At 55.2% G+C, this 18,696-nt stretch carries 15 protein-coding genes; 1 reads left to right on the top strand and 14 read right to left on the bottom strand.

Features of this window, described 5'->3' with window-relative positions:
• Window positions 1–133: 133 nt before the first annotated feature.
• The 14 genes from RI501_RS05185 to RI501_RS05120 all read right to left on the bottom strand — a co-directional run bounded on the left by RI501_RS05185 (window position 134) and on the right by RI501_RS05120 (window position 17,384).
• Entirely contained in the window at window positions 134–502 is a 369-nt protein-coding gene (locus RI501_RS05185) for a hypothetical protein (RefSeq protein ID WP_313820657.1), read from the bottom strand.
• Between the two features lie 238 nt (window positions 503–740).
• Window positions 741–2,111: a 23S rRNA (uracil(1939)-C(5))-methyltransferase RlmD gene (gene rlmD, locus RI501_RS05180; RefSeq protein WP_313820656.1), complete on the bottom strand. Its 1,371-nt coding sequence runs from the start codon at window positions 2,109–2,111 to the stop codon at window positions 741–743.
• Between the two features lie 94 nt (window positions 2,112–2,205).
• A complete protein-coding gene (locus RI501_RS05175; RefSeq protein ID WP_313820655.1) occupies window positions 2,206–3,210 on the bottom strand; it encodes a diacylglycerol kinase in 1,005 nt (334 codons plus the stop codon).
• Window positions 3,211–3,232: 22 nt separating this feature from the next.
• Complete coding sequence (gatB, locus tag RI501_RS05170) at window positions 3,233–4,654, bottom strand: Asp-tRNA(Asn)/Glu-tRNA(Gln) amidotransferase subunit GatB (RefSeq protein WP_313820654.1); 1,422 nt, start codon at window positions 4,652–4,654, stop codon at window positions 3,233–3,235.
• Window positions 4,654–6,123: an Asp-tRNA(Asn)/Glu-tRNA(Gln) amidotransferase subunit GatA gene (gene gatA / locus RI501_RS05165; protein WP_313820653.1), complete on the bottom strand. Its 1,470-nt coding sequence runs from the start codon at window positions 6,121–6,123 to the stop codon at window positions 4,654–4,656. The genes gatB and gatA overlap by 1 nt, the downstream gene beginning before the upstream one ends.
• 7 nt (window positions 6,124–6,130) lie before the next feature.
• Window positions 6,131–6,436 (bottom strand): Asp-tRNA(Asn)/Glu-tRNA(Gln) amidotransferase subunit GatC, encoded by a 306-nt coding sequence (gene gatC, locus RI501_RS05160; RefSeq protein ID WP_057731926.1) that lies wholly within the window; start codon window positions 6,434–6,436, stop codon window positions 6,131–6,133.
• A gap of 394 nt (window positions 6,437–6,830) precedes the next feature.
• Window positions 6,831–7,976 (bottom strand): CamS family sex pheromone protein, encoded by a 1,146-nt coding sequence (locus tag RI501_RS05155; protein ID WP_313820652.1) that lies wholly within the window; start codon window positions 7,974–7,976, stop codon window positions 6,831–6,833.
• Window positions 7,977–7,994: 18 nt separating this feature from the next.
• The gene (gene ligA / locus RI501_RS05150; RefSeq protein ID WP_313820651.1) at window positions 7,995–10,046 is read right to left on the bottom strand and encodes an NAD-dependent DNA ligase LigA; all 2,052 of its coding nucleotides are present in this window, start codon (window positions 10,044–10,046) and stop codon (window positions 7,995–7,997) included.
• Between the two features lie 623 nt (window positions 10,047–10,669).
• Window positions 10,670–12,922 (bottom strand): DNA helicase PcrA, encoded by a 2,253-nt coding sequence (pcrA, locus tag RI501_RS05145; RefSeq protein ID WP_313820650.1) that lies wholly within the window; start codon window positions 12,920–12,922, stop codon window positions 10,670–10,672.
• Between the two features lie 249 nt (window positions 12,923–13,171).
• Window positions 13,172–13,615, bottom strand: a complete 444-nt coding sequence (locus RI501_RS05140) for a GNAT family N-acetyltransferase (RefSeq protein WP_313820649.1) — start codon at window positions 13,613–13,615, stop codon at window positions 13,172–13,174.
• A 59-nt stretch (window positions 13,616–13,674) separates the two neighbouring features.
• Window positions 13,675–13,944: a type II toxin-antitoxin system Phd/YefM family antitoxin gene (locus RI501_RS05135; RefSeq protein WP_313820648.1), complete on the bottom strand. Its 270-nt coding sequence runs from the start codon at window positions 13,942–13,944 to the stop codon at window positions 13,675–13,677.
• 183 nt (window positions 13,945–14,127) lie between these two features.
• A complete protein-coding gene (locus tag RI501_RS05130) occupies window positions 14,128–15,282 on the bottom strand; it encodes an ATP-grasp domain-containing protein (protein WP_313820647.1) in 1,155 nt (384 codons plus the stop codon).
• A 512-nt stretch (window positions 15,283–15,794) separates the two neighbouring features.
• The gene (locus RI501_RS05125) at window positions 15,795–16,370 is read right to left on the bottom strand and encodes a xanthine phosphoribosyltransferase (RefSeq protein ID WP_313820646.1); all 576 of its coding nucleotides are present in this window, start codon (window positions 16,368–16,370) and stop codon (window positions 15,795–15,797) included.
• 108 nt (window positions 16,371–16,478) lie between these two features.
• On the bottom strand, window positions 16,479–17,384 hold the full coding sequence (locus tag RI501_RS05120) for a 1,4-dihydroxy-2-naphthoate polyprenyltransferase (protein ID WP_313820645.1): 906 nt from the start codon (window positions 17,382–17,384) through the stop codon (window positions 16,479–16,481).
• Between the two features lie 99 nt (window positions 17,385–17,483).
• Between RI501_RS05120 and RI501_RS05115 the strand changes: the two genes are divergently transcribed.
• The gene (locus RI501_RS05115) at window positions 17,484–18,461 is read left to right on the top strand and encodes a polyprenyl synthetase family protein (RefSeq protein WP_313820644.1); all 978 of its coding nucleotides are present in this window, start codon (window positions 17,484–17,486) and stop codon (window positions 18,459–18,461) included.
• Window positions 18,462–18,696 lie beyond the last annotated feature (235 nt).

Below are 18,696 nucleotides of genomic sequence, written 5' to 3'. Positions count from 1 at the left end.
CCTCCGCTTTAGTTAGGGTCGGGGGCTGCGCTGCTTGCGTGACTAACCTGTCCACTGCGGCTGGAATTTCTTTTTTCCTTACCTTAAATTCGTTAATCAATTTCTGGCCTTGATACCCCTGATCCACCAAATCCTAATGACTTTTTGGTAAATCATTTTTGATAGGTTGGGAAAAAGGAAATTCATTTGTCGGCCGTCCTCCCCACCTTGGGCTACTGTATAAAATTGCTTCAATTTTAGCAATATCTCTTACGGGAATAAATATCAATGTGTCATCGAATCCCATTAGTTTAGAGCTTTTTTCATCTAAGTTATATCGAAAAATCTGAATTTGCTCGGGAAAATATGTAGTGAAAAACGTTTGCCAAAATCCAACATATTTTTGACCACTTGTTGTCGTAATTCTCACTTTTTCGCCCACTGGGTAATCCTCAAACTGATTGAAATCACTCGAATACCGTTTAATAACTTCTCCAGTTAAGTTGTACTGAATCACCTTCATAAATTCTCACTCTTTCCGTAGCAAAAACCATCTGTGGACCTGCCATTTTCCATAGCGTAATATCATCAAAATCTATTATTTAAGTTCTCTTATCAGACCGTTATCCAATGCATAACAGCCCAACACGAGCAAATCATGTTTTCCCAATAAGTACTTAAAAAGTGTACCTTTTCCATTATAAAGGAAAAAGTACACTTTCAAGTACCTGTAAATATCTAAGAGCAGTACTCAGATTTAACTAGTCAACACGTTTCAGCACCGTGACACTTTCCACGTGCGGCGTTTGCGGGAACTGGTCGACCGGCTGGATGTCGCCGTCGATGGCGTAACCCAGTTCCTGGAAGTGCGCAACGTCACGCACCAACGTGGCCGGGTTGCAGCTGACGTAGACGACCTTCTTGGGGCCCATCTGTGCCGCACTGTCGATCAGGCTGGGCGCCAGACCCTTGCGTGGTGGATCGACCACGATCACGTCCGGCTTGACACCGGCTTCTTGCCACTGGGCCATCTGATCTTCGGCCTTGTTGACGGCGAATTCCACGTTGGTCAGGTGGTTCTTCTGCGCGTTGATCTTCGCGTCTTCGATGGCTTCCGGAACAATTTCCACCCCGTAAACCTGCTTAGCGTGCTTAGCCAAGGCCAGTGAGATGGTCCCAATCCCACAGTACGCATCGATGACCGTTTCGTTACCCGTCAGGCCGGCCTTATCGATGGCCATCTGGTAGAGCTTTTCGGTCTGTTGCGGGTTGACCTGGTAGAACGACCGCGACGAGATGGCAAACGTCAAGCCCATCAAAGTATCTTCGATGGTTGGCTTGCCGTACAGCACGCGCGTGACGTTGCCCATGATGACATTGGTCCGCTTAGCATTGACGTTTAAAATGATGCTAGTCACTTCCGGTAAAGCCGCGTGGATCTGTTCCACCAGTTGGGCCTGACTCGGCAGCTTCTGTTGGCGACTGATCAGCACGATCATCATCTCGTGGCTGTAGTCGCCCCGGCGCACCATCACGTTACGAATGACACCCTTGTCGTTGATTTCGTCGTAAGCCGGAATCTCGAATTGGCGTAAGAGGTCACGGACCTTAACGATGGCCTTGTCGATTTCGGGGTCCTGGATGTAGAAATCGGTCAGCGGAATCAGCTCGTGACTGTGTTGGCGGTAAAAGCCGGTTTCCAGTTGGCCCTTCACCATCCGTACGGGCACTTGGGCCTTGTTGCGGTACTGGGTCGGGTGCGTCATCCCCAGCGTCGGCGCCACGGTCACGTCAATGTGGGCCTTGTTGAAGAGTTCAGCGATCTGGTGTTGCTTGAACTTCAGTTGGGCCGGGTACGCCAGATGTTGTAACGGCGCAATCCCGGTCTGCCGGTAGGTCTTGTCGACGTCTTCGACCCGATCGGGCGACTTGGTCTGCCAAGCCACCACGCGGGCGAACCCGTAGTGCTTTTGAACCTTGGTGACCTGAATCGTCACCTGTTCGCCCGGTAAGGCGTTTTCGACAAATAAGGAGAAGTCGTCGACCTTGGCGACCCCCATCCCCTGATAAGTCAGGTCGGCGATGGTCACGTCGAGTCGTTCGTTCTTGGTTACTGGTGCTTTGATTTTCATTAAATTACCTCATAAATTGATTAGACGTTAGAAAAGGGACTTTGCCCTATTATCACGCAAAATCCCTTTCCCGTAAACTTTTTAACTTTACAAACTACTTTTCGGCGTCCGCCGGCAGATCCTGGACCTGCTTGACGAACTTCTCTTCGGCCGCTAACATCTCGGCCGTTTCGCTGGTGACCGCGTGGTCCGGGATGGCGTCGAGGTTGGCGTACATCTCGATGTGTTGTTTCAAATTCCGAAACTTCATCGGCGCGTCGCCCCCGTATTCGCCGTCCAGGTTGATCATCATGCGGTCCTTGACCGGCCGGGCGGTAACCTTGTTGGTCTTGACGTACAGGATGTGCGGGTCGTTGATGTGCCGACCACCGTTCAAGACCAGGCCCATCAACCGGAGAATCTCCGGCAGACTGGCGGTCTTGACGATAATCATGGTGAACTTCCCGTCATCTAGCGCCGCGTCGGGCACAATCTGTTCGAACCCGCCGATGGAGTTGGTCAACGCCAGCAAGAACATCGAGGCCTGCCCGCGAAAATGGCCGCCGTCGTAGGTCAGATCCATTTCGATCGGCTTAATCCGTGGCAATAACTCGGCGCCCTTGACCAGGTACGCCAGGTAGCCAAAGATCGACTTCAAGTTCGACGGTACGTCGTAGGTCAACTCGGTGAGTAACCCCCCGCCCGCAATGTTGATGAAGTACTGCTCACCGGCCTGGCCGATGTCCATCTGGATGGTCTGATCCTTGAGAACCACCTTGGCCGCGGCTAAGGGATCTTCGCGCGGAATGTGGAGTGCCCGCGCGTAATCGTTGGTGGTGCCGGCCGGGATGATGGCCATCTTGGGCCGGTGCGGGAGACCGGCGATCCCGTTAACCACTTGGTTAATGGTGCCGTCGCCGCCCGCCGCCACGATTAATTCAAACCCCGCTTTGGCCGCCCGGGTCGCCTCGTCTTGTGCCGAGTTAGGTGCCGGGGTGGTCGCGTAGGCGCTGGTTTCATAACCCGCCTGTTCGAACACCGCTAAGATGTCGATTAAGTCCTTCTTTAACGCCTCGCGGCCTGAGGTTGGGTTATAAATGACCCGTGCCCGTTTACGCATGTTTGGTGCCTCCGTGTTTTCTCTAGTGATTCAAAGCCGCCATCAACAGCTTGTTGACGACTTGTGGGTTGGCTTGTCCGTGCGTTTGCTTCATGATTTGACCCACGAGGTAACCCACGGCCCGCTTCTTCCCGTTGTTAAAGTCTTCGATGGATTGCGGATTCTGGTCCAAAATGTCATCGATGATTGGTTGTAACTTAGCTGGATCGGATAATTGAACCAACCCATGCTTTTCGACGAAGGCCTTGGGTTCTTCACCGTTGGTCACGGCCTTGAAGACCTTCTTGGCCATCTTGGTCGAAATGGTGCCGTCGGAAATGAGGTTAATCATACCCGCTAAGTTGGCTGGCGTCAACTTAGTCTTGGCCAAATCAACTTGATTGTCGTTCAGGTAAGCGTTGACGTCCCCTTGCAGGTAGTTGGCCGCCATCTTGGGGTCCGCTTTTAAGTCGACCATGGCGTCGAAGAAGTCGGACATTTCCTTGGTCTGCGTGATGACCATGGCGTCGTAGTCCGTCAAGCCCAGGTCGGTGACGTAACGGTGCCGCCGGTCGGTTGGCATTTCGGGCATGGCCTCATCGAGTTGCTTGATCCAGTCATCGGAAATGCTCAGGGCTGGCAAGTCGGGTTCTGGGAAGTAACGGTAATCGTCGGAGCCTTCCTTGACCCGCATCAGGATCGTTTCACCGGTCTTTTCGTCAAACCGCCGCGTTTCCTGCCGCACGGAACCACCGGACATCAGGACTTGTTGTTGACGCTTTTCTTCGTATTCCAACCCGCGCTTGACGTAGTTGAAGGAGTTCAAGTTCTTTAACTCGGTCTTGGTCCCGAACTTGTCTTGGCCCACGGGACGCACGGAAATGTTGACGTCGACCCGCATCGACCCTTCTTCCATCTTCACGTCGGAGATCCCGGTAAATTGGATCCGCTGCCGCAAGGCCTCCAGGTAGGCGTAGGCTTCGGCCGGCGACGCGATGTCGGGCTTGGACACGATTTCGATCAGCGGCGTCCCCTGCCGGTTCAAGTCGACGTAGGAGTGGTCGCGTTCGTGGGTGTTCTTCCCGGCATCTTCTTCGATGTGCATTTCGGCGATCCCGATTTTCTTCTTCACGCCGTCGATGTCGATCTCGACCCAGCCATCGTGACCGATGGGCTTGTCGGCTTGCGTGATTTGGTAAGCCTTAGGGTTATCGGGGTAGAAGTAGTTCTTCCGGTCGAAGTGGGTGTGTTGTTCGACCGTCGCGTGTAAGGCGAGTGCGGCGATGATCCCATCGGCCACCACGCCCTTGTTGGTCGTTGGCAGGACCCCCGGGTACCCCCAGTCGATGACGTTGGTGTTCGCGTTGGGATCGTCCCCAAATTCAACGGGTGACGGACTAAAGATTTTCGAGTTCGTCTTTAACTCCACGTGGACTTCCAGCCCAATGGTGGTTTCAAAATTCATTAGTTTTGGCCTCCTAACGCGGGTACTTTAGTGTGAAATTCGGTGTTTTGTTCGAAGGCGTACCCGGCCTTGTAGAGCGTGCTTTCGTCGAACGGACGCCCGATCAGCTGCATGCCGACGGGTAAACCATTGCTGAAGCCGGCTGGCAGGGACAACCCTGGTAAGCCCGCTAAGTTCACCGGAATGGTTAAGATATCGTTCATGTACATGGTCAGTGGGTCGGCGATTTCGGCCCCGATGTTGAAGGCGGGCGTCGGTGCCACCGGTCCCATGATGAAGTCGTGATCCTTCAAGATGGCCTTGAAGTCGTTTAAGATCACGGTCCGCACCTTGGCGGCCTTCAAGAAGTAGGCGTCGTAGAACCCAGCCGATAACGAGAAGGTCCCCAACATGATCCGGCGCTTGACTTCGGCCCCGAACCCTTCGGAACGCGACTTCACGTAGACGTCTTCCAGGTTCTTGACGTCCTTGGCGCGGTAACCGTAGCGAATCCCGTCAAACCGTTGAAGGTTCGAGGAGGCTTCGGATGAGGCGATGATGTAGTAAGCAGCGACCCCGTATTTGTTGTGCGGCAGGGAAACTTCGTCGACCGTGGCGCCTAACTTGCGGTAGGTGTCGGCGGCGGCCAAGATGGCTTGCTTAACGTCGTCGTTAATCCCGTCGGCTAGGAATTCCTTGGGTAAACCGATACGCATGCCCTTGACGCTGGTGGCGGCGGTCAAGTCGGCCGCAAAGTTCGGCACGGCCTTGTCGGAACTGGTCAGATCGTGATCATCGTGACCGGCAATGGCGCTAAGCATCATGGCGTTGTCCTTGACGGAACGGGTCATCGGGCCAATGGCGTCAAAGCTTGAGCCAAAGGCAATCAGGCCCCACCGAGAAACCCGGCCGTACGTTGGCTTCATGCCGACGATGCCGTTAAAGGAAGCCGGTTGGCGAATGGAGCCACCGGTATCGGTCCCTAAGGCGACGGGCACCATGCCCGCCGCAACGGCAGCCGCGGAACCACCCGAAGACCCACCGGGAACCTTGGTTTGGTCCCAGGCGTTCTTCGTGGTCTTGAAGGCGGAGTTTTCCGTCGAGCCCCCCATGGCGAATTCGTCCAGGTTGGTCTTACCGACCGGCACCATCTTAGCAGCAGCTAACTTGCTGACCACCGTGGCGTCGTAAACCGGCGTGAAGTTTTCCAGAATCTTGGAGGCCGCCGTCGTGGGCTGATCCTTGGTGACCAGGTTATCCTTTAAGGCCAGTGGAATCCCGGCTAAAGGTTGGTCGTCGGTGATGCCGGCTTGGTCGAGCGCGTCGGCTTGGGCCAGGGCTTGGTCTTCGTTTAAGTGTAAGAAGGCGTCGATCTTGGAATCGGTCGCTTTGATGTTCTCGAAAGTGGCTTGCGTCAGTTCCTTGGCGCTAATCTTCTTGGCCACCAAGTCCGCGTGTAAGCTAGCGAGATCTTGCTTGAAATAGTCCATAAATTGATTAATCCTCGCTTTCGTCGATGATGGTTGGCACCTTGATGTAGCCGCGAGCGGCATCGGGTGCGTTCTTTAAGAGTGCTGCGCTTTGTCCCCAGTTATCGGCGACGTCTTCGCGCATCACGTTAATCTGATCCGTGACGTTGGTGGTTGGTTCCACGTTGTCGGTATCCACTTCACTCAGCGATTCGAATAGTCCAATGATATCGTCAAGTTGTGGGGTTAAGGCGTCCAATTGGTCGTCCGTAAACTCAAGCTTGGCCAGTTCAGCCACGTGCTTAACCTGTTCACGATTGATTCGATTAGCCATCAATTTGTCCCTCTTTCTAATTTATCCGTGACGTGTCGGTTTAAACTGTCGCCTTCCGGCCGTACACTGGTGCGCCAATTCTCCGTTCGAGTCAATCATTCGTCTCTCAGTCGGTAACGCAGCCCAGTGCTTAAATCCACACGTCTGTCTGCTAGGCCGCCGGCATTGATCTGCCGGGGTCCAGCGTGTAAACACACATTGCTATTCTACCATAGAACCGTAGGCGACCAAAACGAACTCATCAAAAATATTTGCCTGAAAGGGCAATCACGAGACATTCGTCAAATTTACAAGGCCCCACCCCGTTTTAGCCCAGTCTGACTTGACCGGAAGCCCCCCAAAAACTCTACTAAATAAAAACGGCCGCCCCACCGGACGACCGTTTACGTGCTGTTTAGTAACTGTTAAAGACGTGACTGGTGAACTTCTTTTCGTTCTTGGTCCGCGACAGGAAGCTTTGAATCCCATCCGTCGACGACACGGTAATATCGATTGGCACCCCGGACGGCAGGTACTTCTGCGCCGTAGTTTGCAGGTACTGCGTAAAGCTGATGATTTCCGTTTGACTGTAGAACTGCGTGGTGATGTTCACGTGCATCCCCGCCAACGATTTGCCATCGTATTGGGCTTGGGCCGTAACCCCACTTAGGTTCGGGAAGAAGTTTTCGACTTGGCTCTTGAAGTTAGAGAAGGAGCTGGCGTCGTTACTGTTCGAGCTGCTTTGGCCGCTCGACAACGGGAAGGTGTAGTTCTTCACGTTTAACGGCGTCCACTTGGCCACACTGGTTGTGCCGGCCTTGTTGGTCGAATAAGCCAGGAAATTCCCGCCAATCAGGCTATCGTTCGAGGCCTGCCGGTACACGGCGATCACGATCGGCACGTTCTTTAACGCCGACTTTTGCCGTAAGCGTTTCAGGACCGTGTTCGCCGCCTTCTTAGCGTAGGCTTCCCCGGTTGCCTGATCAATCTTGGTCTCGTAGGTCGCCCCGTACTGGGTCTTCTTGTAGTAATCCACGGAGTTGACCGCGATTCCGACGGTCACCCCACCCAAGGAGAGCTTGTTGTTCTTCTGGGTCATGTAGTCCTGTTCTTCCAGGGCCTGGATGTAAATCGGATTACGCTTATTCGCTGACTTCGAGCCGTTATCCGTCGGGTTTAGGCCCGTCGTATTGGTCTTAGACTTGCGGTCCAACCAGTTTTGCACCGTGGTGCTACTCAGGTACTGGCCTTCCTGGAAGACGTACTTCTTGGTGGAGAAGACCTTCTTGGAAACGTTCAACATCCCATTTTCAAAACTCTTCAGGTTGTAAGTGTTCCCGGAGTCTTGGGTGTTGGTCACGCCCCGCGACTTGCTGACCTGGTAGTGGCCACTTTGAATGACCCCTTCATAATCACTATCGGTGGACTGCCCCGTCAATTGGGTGCCCCCCGACTTACTTGAGCCCGAGCCAGACGACATGCTCGAGTTACTCAAATCCCCACACCCCGCCAAAACTAAGGGGACGGCGGCTAAGGCAATAAAGGTTCGTAACCGTTTCACGATTGTTTCCTCCTAAGATTATCCGTTATTTTCCGCCATGGCGTCACGCAGCTGGGCTTCGTTCCACACTGGAACGCCCAGCGCTTGGGCCTTGGTCAGTTTACTCCCGGCCGCTTCACCGGCGATCAACAGGTCGGTCTTCTTAGACACCGACCCGGTGACCTTGGCCCCGTGGGCTTCTAACCAGGCCGTGGCTTCCGGTCGCGTCAGTTCCTGGAGTTTACCAGTCAACACCACGCGCTGGTCGGTAAACTGATTCACGGGCGCCGTAACGGTTGGCCCACCGGTATAGGTCAAGTTGACCCTCGCGGCGGCCAGCCGGTCGATCAGAGCCTGGGCCTGGTCGGTGGCGAAATAGGTCACGACGCTGTCGGCAATGATTTGGCCAACGTTGTCGATGGCGGCAATCGTCTCGGCGTCCGCGGCCATCAGACTGTGCAGATCGCCGAAGTGTTCGGCTAAGACCCGACCGGCCTTGGCCCCCACGTGACGAATACCCAGGCCAAAGAGTAACCGTTCTAATGAATTATGACGACTATTATCAATGGCTGTCAAGAGGTTTTGGGCGGACTTGTCCCCAAATTTATCTAAAGTTAACAATTGTTCGGTCGTTAAATGATACAAACTCGCCACGTCGGTGACCAACTGCTTATCGAAGAGCTGCGCCACGATCTTGGGACCCAAACCGTCGATGTTCATGGCGTTGCGTGAGGCGAAGTGGTTCATCCCCTCGGCCAACTGCGCCGGACAACTGGGGTTGATACAGCGCAAGGCGACTTCCTCGTCCAAGTGGACCAGCTTGGCGCCACAGGACGGACAAAACTCGGGAATCGGAGCGGGTTGGGCGGTAGTTGGCCGCTTGGCCGCGATGAACTGCGAGATTTCGGGAATAATGTCGCCGGCCTTGTGTAACAGGACCGTGTCGCCTAAGCGAATGTCCTTGGCTTCTAGATAGTCTGGGTTGTGCAGCGACGCGCGGGCCACGGTACTGCCGGCCAATTGGACCGGATCCATGACCGCGGTCGGCGTGACGATGCCGGTCCGCCCCACGGTCCATTCGATGTCGCGGACCACGGTCTCCACCTCTTCAGGTGGGAACTTGTAGGCAATCGCCCAACGTGGGACCTTGACCGTTGCCCCGATGGTCCGCTGTAACGGTAACGGGTTGGCCTTGATCACGATGCCGTCGATGCCGTACGCCAAGTCGGCGCGTTTCGCCTGATACTGGTCGATATAGGCGGCCACGTCGTTCATGTCGTGGGCCACCTGGTAGGTCGGGTTGGTGCTAAAGCCTAGCTCGGCCAGTTCATCGAGTAAGCCACTTTGCGTCCGGGTGTCCAACGGCTCGTAGTCGGCGATGTTATACATGAAGGTTGCTAGCTTCCGGTCGGCGGTTACCTGCACGTTGAGTTGACGCAGGCTACCGGCCGCGGCGTTCCGGGGATTGGCAAAGGGCGCCTCCCCTTCGGCTTCACGGCGAGCGTTGAGGTCCAAGAAGGCCTGCTTCGGCATGTAGCATTCGCCCCGCACGTCGATGGTCAGCGGCCGACTCAGCGTTTTCGGAATCGACGGGAGAGTCGCCAGATTGGCGGTGATGTCTTCGCCGATCCGCCCGTTGCCCCGCGTGGAGCCCTGGACGAATTTTCCGTTTTCGTACCGTAGAGAAATCGCTAAGCCGTCGATCTTCAATTCGCAGTTATAGTCGAAGCCAGCGTCATCCCCGTCTTCGGCGTCCACGTCCTTTCGTAACCGGGCGTCAAATTCCTTGAGTTCGTCGAGCGAAAAGACGTCGCCCAACGACAACATTGGGATGTCGTGGTTGACCTTGGGCAGGTCACCGCGGGTGGTGCCGCCGACGTGTTGGGTCGGCGATTCCGGCGTCACGATGGCGGGAAAGGCGGTCTCTAAGGCCACCAACCGGGCGTAAACTCGGTCGTAAACGTCATCTTCGACGGCCGGGGCGTCGGCGTCGTAGTATTGTTTCCCCCACTGGATGAGTTGGGGCCGCAGGTCGGCGGCTTCCGCGGCGGCCTGTTGTTGGGTTAAGTTCTGTACGGGTTTGTCAGTCATGATCTGAATTGCTCCCCCTTCAGGTTTTTATCAAAATTAAATGTGGTGCAGCATTGTCGCTCCACTCCACCGAGCAAGATTAGCTATGGTGGGCACGATTCTGAAGCCGCGCATAACCCGCGCGTCTCCAGAACTCGACCTTGATGTAAGCCGACCAAACCCGTCGACTAACATCAATTTCACCATGGCCAATCCAGTCGGTTCCGTTGCGCTACGAATTGATGGCAAATTACACAATTAGTGGCGATCGTTTAGCCGCCAAAAGTACTCACGAGATTACCCACCATTAACCCCGGTTGCGTCCTTGGCTATTAGTGAGGTCCTAACTCATCCGCAGCCAGCAACAACTAACGTGAGCGTAACAGAGTCGAGTGGTGACTGGTAGTGAAATGATGGTTAGTCAGCGTTTTGGGCTGGCTTACCATCAGGTCGAGTTCTGGAGACTCGGCACTTTCGAGGCTTCAGAATCGTGCCCACTACCAGTCGCTAATCGACGGCGTGGAGCGCCAACCCACACACCATAACACCCTAATTTTACGCTAGATATCCCAAAAATGTTACTTGCTACCCCCGAAAAAAACGCCACCACGGTCGGTGACCGCCGTGACGCTGGTAACTTAAATTTAGTCCACCCGCTTGATAGGGGCGAAGGCGGCCAAGAGCCGCTTAACGCCCTGCTCTGGAAAGGCAATGTCGAGTTCGGCATCTTCGCCGGTCCCGCTGACCTTGACCACGGTGCCGACGCCCCACTTCTTGTGGCTGGCCTTGTCACCGACGGTCCAGGCAACCTTGCCGGCCCCGGTACCCGTGTCGGTAGTGACCCGGCCGGTCTTGCCGTGGTACGGTTTGGCAACCGCACTGGCCGTCCGTCGGGCAAACGGTACGTCCCGGCGCGATGGCGTCAGGCCACTCTTGCTTTCGCTGTAGTCCAGGTGCAGGAGTTCCGGGTTGATCTCGGTCACGAACCGCGATTCTGGATTATTCTGCCGACGGCCATACAGCATCCGCGAATAGGCGTTGGTCAGGTACAGCTTGTCCTGCGCCCGCGTGATCCCCACGTAGGCCAGCCGTCGTTCTTCTTCCAGTTCGTCTTCTTCGAGCATGGCCCGCGACAACGGGAAGATGCCCTCTTCCAGACCCATCAGGAAGATGACCGGGAATTCCAGCCCTTTGGCGGCGTGTAACGTCATCAAGGTAACCTCGGCGGGTTCTTCATCGACGTCGTCTTGCGCGGACACTAACGCTAAGTCGGCTAGGAATTCGACCAACCGGTTGTCGTTCTCGTCGTGGTCGGCCTGGTCCCAATCCGTGTCGAACTTCTGGGTCACGGACAGGAATTCCTCGATGTTTTCCACTCGGGTCTCGGCCTCCAGCGACTTGGCGTCCTTCAGGAGCTTCAGATAGCCGGTCTTCTCTAAAATATCATTGGTGATGTCGGACACGCTGGCCGTCGCCGCCGTGGCCTGTACCGTGGCAATCGTGTGGCCGAACTTGTCCATGGCGTTACGCGTCCGGGTGCTGATGTTGGTGGCCAGTGTGATGTTTTGCGTGGCCTCCAACTCCGTCCAGTCGTTGTAGTCGGCGAAGTCGCGCAGCTTTTCGAGGCTGGTGGCACCGATACCGCGCTTGGGTTCGTTGATGATCCGTTCCAGGCTCATCGAGTCGGCCGGGTTGGCGATCAGCGTCAGGTAGGCCAGGACGTCACGGATTTCCTTACGGTCGTAGAACTTGTGGCCCCCGACCATGGTATAGGGAATGTTAGCCTTGACCAGGGTTTCTTCGATCACCCGGGATTGCGCGTTAGTTCGGTACAGCACGGCGAAGTCACCGTAGCCACGGTGGTGTTGTTCCCGTTCCTCTTGAATCTTAGCAACCACGTAATGGGCCTCGTCGTTTTCGTTTTGCCCGCGGTAATACGAAATCTTGTCGCCCTCCGGATTTTCCGTCCAGAGGTCCTTTTTCTTCCGGTTGACGTTTTGTTGGATCACGTCGTTAGCCGCTTCCAGGATGGTCTTGGTCGAGCGGTAGTTTTGTTCCAGTAAGGTCACGTGAGCCCCCGGATAATCCCGTTCAAAGTTCAGGATGTTTTCCATGTTGGCGCCCCGCCAACCGTAGATACTCTGGTCACCATCCCCGACCACGCACAGGTTATCGTGCTTTTTGGCCAACATGTTGACCAGCATGTACTGCGCGTCGTTGGTATCCTGGTATTCGTCGACGTGAATGTATTGAAACTTGTCCTGGTAGTAGCCCAGCACGTCGGGATTCTGTTGAAAGAGCTGAATCGTCAGCATGATCAGGTCATCGAAGTCCATGGCCTGGTTGGCCTTAAGCGCTCGTTGGTAACGGTCGTAAACCTCGGCGACCTTTTGCTTGAAGGGATCACCCGCCGCGGCCGCCAGCATGGCCGGCGTCTGCAAGGCGTTTTTGGCGTTCGAAATGGTACTCAGTACCGAACGCGGGTCGTATTTCTTCACGTCTAAGTTGAGTTCTTGGAGGGTCCGCTTGATCAACGTCCGCTGTTCGCCGGTGTCGGCGATGGTGAAGGCGCGCGTGTAGCCTAATTTATCGGCATCGCGGCGCAAGACCCGCACACACAAGGCGTGGAACGTGGAGACCCAGACGTCGTTACCGTCGGGGCCCAGTAGCTTGATCACCCGTTCGCGCATTTCCTTGGCGGCCTTGTTGGTAAAGGTGATCGCCAAGATGTGCCACGGTAAGACGTGGTTGTGTTCGATCAGATAGGCCACCCGGTGAGTCAAGACCCGCGTCTTGCCACTCCCGGCGCCGGCCAATACCAATAAGGGGCCTTCCGTCTGCAGGACGGCCTCCGTTTGTTTGTCATTCATGCCCGTTAACAATTCTTCTCCTGCCACCGTGAACACAATCCTCTCTGTAGTTAGTCCTGACTATTATACCAAAGAAACATACGTTCTGCTGAGTTCCCGGGGAATTTAAGGGAAAATTTGGCGGGAAAATGAAGAACTAACCACTGAAGCTCTAGATGATTAACCCCACTCGCGTTAACGACTTAAAAACGGCTCTTTAAGACTGACGGTCTGTCCCCACCGAGCCTTAAAGAGCCATTTCTAATGATTAATCAGTGCCCAAACAACCTCTACGTGCTACCTCAATCGCATGGTCAGCACCGGGTACGGCTGGCCCTGCTCGTCCGTGGCACTGCGGTCGACCACCTGAAAGCCCATGTGTTGGTAAAAGCCCAGGGCGCCGGGATTCTGTTCGTTGACCGTCAGTTGGTTGACGCCGTAGTGACGAATCCCGTAGGCCAGCAGCTGCTTCCCCAGCCCGTGGCCGCGTTGGTCGGCGGCGATGAACAACATATCGAGGTGGCGAGCGGTCAGCCCCATAAACGCCACTAATTCCCCGTTATTATCCGTCAACACTACCAATTTAGGCACCTGCCGCAGTGCCTGGGGTACGTAGGCCTTGATCTGGACGATCTCGTCGTCGGTTAAGAATAAGTGGGTGGCGCGTACCGAGCCCTCCCACAGCGCCACCAATTGGTCAATCCGCAGCTGGGGGCGGGCTTGAACTTCGTGAATCGTCATACTACGTTCCTCCTCCGTTAAAAAAATGACCACCCACCCCGGGGTAGTCATCAATCAGCCTATTTTGCTTCGTCCAGTGCCCGGGGCAACGAAGTCTGTTGCGCATCGAGCTGGCGCACCTGGCGCATGGATTCTTGAATCCACGCCTGATGGGCCGGATCGCACAACACCAGCTGGTTAGCTCGCAGGTTGCGGTAATCCGCTTCGGAAATGATCACCACTTCATCACCGTTCTTGGCCGTGACCGTCACCGGTTTACGACGATCCGTCACCCCATTTAAGTAGTGACAAACTTTGCGTTGTAACTCCGTATCCGTGATGTACTCCATCGTTAGGGCCCCCTTAACCGTTTGCGTTGCTCGAATTACGTTTATCATACCCGATAGCCCCGCGAAAAGCTTGCCCAACGATTTACCGGGGGCCAACCCTTTAAGCCACTAACTTAACCAGCTGAGAAATTTAAAAGAGACCCACCCGCCAGTTGGCCGGGCAAGTCTCTTCGTTAACTACAATTAATCAGCCGGCTCGTCATCCGCATCATGGGACGACCAGATTCCGGTATCGTCGAGTTGGTCCAACATGGTCTTGACCGACTCGCCTTCTACGGCAATGTGGCCCATGATGTCGTCGGGCCGTTGGTTGCGCAGGTGGTAGAAGTTAAAGTGCCAGTTAGGCTTGATCTGCCACTGAGTCCGCATGGCCGGCTGTTGGCTGACCTTAAAGGCCACCGTGACGGCGGGCGTCAGAATCTGGGGCGTGGCGAGTGGTAAGCCACAGATGGCCCGCAGGTGTTGGTCGAACTCGTCGACCGTGGCAGCCACGGCAAAGACGTAGCCGTTCTCACTCGGCGCTGGCGTAATCTTCTTGACGTAGATGGCGCCACTCTTGGTCAGGTAGAAGCTGACCTCGTAGACCCCCACGTAGTTGACGTGCTTCCCGACTTCGCCCGCGATGCGTTGCAGTTCACCGGCGACGGCTTGATCCACGTTAGCCGGGACCCAGGTTTTAAACGGGCGGTCGTCGATGGTCTGGGCCTCGGTGATGGGGAAGAGCTGTTGCGCCCCGGTTGCGTCCCGCGCCACGATCAGGGAGTATTCCTTATCGTAGGCAATCTGGGATTCCAGGATGTAGGTCCCCCAGTCCAGTAGCCCGGCCGCCTTGGCGATGTCCGTCTGGGTGTGAATCACTAACTCCCGGCCCCGCGACCATTCCTTTTGAATCGGCTTAAGGACGCACTGGTACCCGATGGAGTTTACGGATTGATAAACGTCATCGAGACTAATAATCGTGGCGTACGGCGCAATATTGACGTTGAGTTGTTCGAAGAAGGCCCGTTCGAGCAAGCGGTCCTGCATCATTTCTAGCAGGTCGCTGCCTTGCGGAATCCGGGTGAATTGGGCCAAGAACTTCACGACGTCGGTGCTGACGTGGTCGGAGTCGTAGACCACGGCGGCACAGCTTTCCGCAAAGTGTTGTAACTTATCCTTGTCTTTGGTGGTGCCCACTGCCTTGAAATCGGCGAGCTGTAAAGCTTCGCTGGTTTCGTCGGCACCGTACGCCCCCACGTGCAACCCCATCTTCCGGGCCGTCGTGACCAACATCGCGGCGTTCGCGCTGTTGCCAATCACCCCAATGGTATCTCCTGGATATAAGACCGTATTCGCCAATTTACTCCCTACTTTCCACGTTTAGTTTAATTTTAATTTTTTTAGTTAAGCATTGCCGCTGCGCTCCGTCGAGCAAGATTCGCTATGGTGGGCACGATTTCGAAGCCCGCCAAACCCGCGGTCTCCGAAACTCGACCTTAATGTAAGCCGACTAAAACCGTCGACTAACATTAATCTCACCATAGCCAATCCAGTCGACTCCGCTCCGCTAAGGTTAGTGGATCATCCACCAGGTAGTATTAGCTACCTTCGACTATAACATTACGTCTTCGCCAATAAAACTGGCAACGACCAATTGACAGCCCGGAGGTGAGCAGGGGCTCAGCCAGCGACCTTATAGTCGACGTTCTTTGTCGGCTTAGGATAAGGCCGAGCTTCAAAACTCGCGGGTCTTGCGAGGTTCGAAGTCGTGCCCGCAGGCGGTTCAAATGTTCACCCTGAGCACCGGAGGGCGCCCAGTTTCATCTAACCTAAGTTTAAAGTTTTGCCGCGCCGGATACAAGCACCATCCGCTAGTCTTGCGCGAAGGTCACCGTGCCGTTCTCGAACTTGGCGATGCTGGCCAACGCGACCAACGGAATTCCCGCGTCCTGAACCAGCTGGTGGCCCTTCTGGAAGCGTTTCTCGATGACCACGCCCACGCCGGCCACCTTGATCTGAGCCGTATCAGCGATGTCCAATAAGCCCTGGACCGCCTGGCCGTTCGCCAAGAAGTCGTCGATGATCAAGACGTTGTCGTCGGCACTTAAGAAGCGCCGGTCGATCGAGATGTCGTTATTGACCTGCTTGGTGTACGAGTAGACCTTAGCCGTGTACAGGTGGTCGGTCAGCGTCAGACTCTTGTGCTTCCGGGCGAAAATCATCGGCACACCCAGGTGTAGGGCCGCCATTACGGCCGGCGCAATCCCGGACGACTCGACGGTGAGGACCTTGGTCACCCCGGCGTCGGCGAACTTCCGGGCGAACTCGGCGCCCATCTGATCCATCAGCTGGGGATCGACTTCGTGGTTCAAGAAGTTATCCACCTTCAAGACGTTCCCGGGTAAAATCGTGCCATCCTTTAAAATGCGATCCTCTAAAATTTTCATGGTTGTCCTCCAAGCTCTCGTTTGCCAGTTAAACTGTTACTTTCCATTCTACCCGACTTCTTGGCAAAAGCACAACGACTCCGCCGATAAATTTAGGAAGCTTTAAGGCTACAATAATCCGATGGCTTCACTAACCACCGTGAAGATGGCTAATAAGCCGAGGTTTCGGACAGCCAGAATGAAGGTTTCCTTCTTAACCTGAACCCGAAAGAAGGCCCGGATGTTCTTGCCTACCGGGATAGCGCTGACTAAGGCCAGTAGCGACCAGACCGGCAACGCCCCCAATAAGGCGCTGGCAATGAGCGTCAGATACCCCACCACGTAGAAGCCCGCAAATAGCCACAAGGCGCGGCGCTTACCAATGAAATACACGATGGTGGTCCGGTTGAGGTCCAGGTCTTCTTGGGCGTCGCAGATGTTGTTGGCCAGCAGTAAGGCGGCGATGGCCATCACGGCCACTCCGGAGGCCAGCAGGACCCGGCCCCACAGCACCCAGGTCAGCGCGGTGGTCTGATACAGGTTCAGGTAGACGGTAATCGCCATGATCATGAAGCCCATGGTGAAGCCGGCGAAGAACTCCCCGGTCGGCGTCCCGGATAACGGCTTGGGCCCGCCGGCATAGAGGTACCCCACCAGAAAACAGAAGATACCCATCACCAGTAGTGGCCAACCGGTCACCCAGACCAGGTACAGCCCGATTAGTGCGGCCACCACCGTGAAGCTGGCCATCAAGGCAAAGATGCCGCGGACGTTCAAGTGGTGCACCCCGATAATGTTGGTATGCTTCTTCCACTCGGCGGCTTGATTATCGTCGGCCTTGGTGTAGTCTTGGTAGTTGTCGTTGATGTCCACGGCCATGTTGAACAGGAACATGGCGATGAAGAACAACAGGCTGACGCCCCCGTTTAAATGACCATAATTATGGAAGACAAAAATAAGTCCCAGTAAAAACGGCCAAACGGACGCAATTTTGGCTTTAATTTCAACTAATTCTAGAAAAACTTTCCAGTTCACACGAATTTCCCCCAGTTTCGGCACCCCGCGGGGCGGCGATGTTTGACAACGTTTCCAGTTGTCGGTAAGATTAATTTTGACTAACGAACGAGGTGCAGTATGGATCGACAACTTTGGCGGCAATTCCCGCAGGTTGAGCCAGAACTCAACGCGTTACAGCCCTATCTGCTGGATGCGGTAAAATTGACCAACCAACCTATCCACAATAAAATATTAGCCTTATTGGAATCCGGCGGCAAGCTTCTACGCCCCGGGTACTTTTATTTATTTACCAAATTTGGCGAACCCACGTCGGCCGAACGCTTACGGGCCGGGGCCGCGGCGCTAGAAATTCTCCACGTGGGCACGTTGATTCACGACGACGTGATCGACGAGTCCCCCACCCGCCGCGGGGTGCGGACCATCCAGATGAAGTACGGGCAACGCAACGCGATTTACGCCGGCGACTTCATGTTCACGGTCTACTTCGACCAGGTCTTAAAGTCGACCAGCGACACGGCACTGATTCAAGCCCACATCAACGCGATGCACAAGATCTTAACCGGCGAACTGGGCCAGATGGCGTTGAACTACCGCGAAGACGCCACGTTAGACGCCTACCTTAGCGAGATTGCGGGTAAGACGGCCGAACTGTTCGCGCTGGCGTGCTACCAGGGCGCCCAGCTGACCCACGCGCCACAAGCCGTGCAGGATAGCGCCCGGCCGATTGGCGAGGCCATCGGGAGTGCCTACCAGATGTTAGACGACATCTTAGACTACGCGGGCGATCCTAAGAAGACGCGTAAGCCGATCCTAGAAGACCTGCGTTCCGGTGTGTACTCGTTGCCGCTACTGCTGGCCATCCCCCACGCTAAGCGCGATTTCCACCAATACCTGAAGAAGCGCCAAGACATGACGACAGCCGATATCCAGGCCGTGCGCGCACTGGTCACCCAACACGGTGGCGTCGAAGCCGCCCGGCAACTAGCCACCGAGTGGACCGACAAAGCCCTAGAGCTGATTGCCGCGTTGCCCGCCGGGAGTACCCGGGAGGCGTTGGCGCGGTTGACGGGGATGCTGTTGAAGCGGGATCACTAAACTCAAATTTAAATTTTGGCTTGTTCAGGCTCGCGGGCCGTCGTTCCTACCAATATCATATCAGTAATGCCAAAAGACCAGAGCAGCTAATTCGTTGTTCTGGTCTTTATGTTCATATCATGCTCCGTTAAATACGGACATTGTCCCTGTCGCGCAGGCAGTTCCCATATTACCGTTAATACCTTAATAACAATTGTAAAGGTTACGTCACGGAAAGCTCAGATTCCATACAGAC

Source organism: Levilactobacillus zymae (genome assembly GCF_032190635.1).
In the GTDB taxonomy this organism is placed as follows: domain Bacteria; phylum Bacillota; class Bacilli; order Lactobacillales; family Lactobacillaceae; genus Levilactobacillus; species Levilactobacillus zymae_A.
The sequence above is the reverse complement of the archived record's forward strand: the minus strand, read 5'-3'. Positions and strand labels throughout refer to the sequence as shown.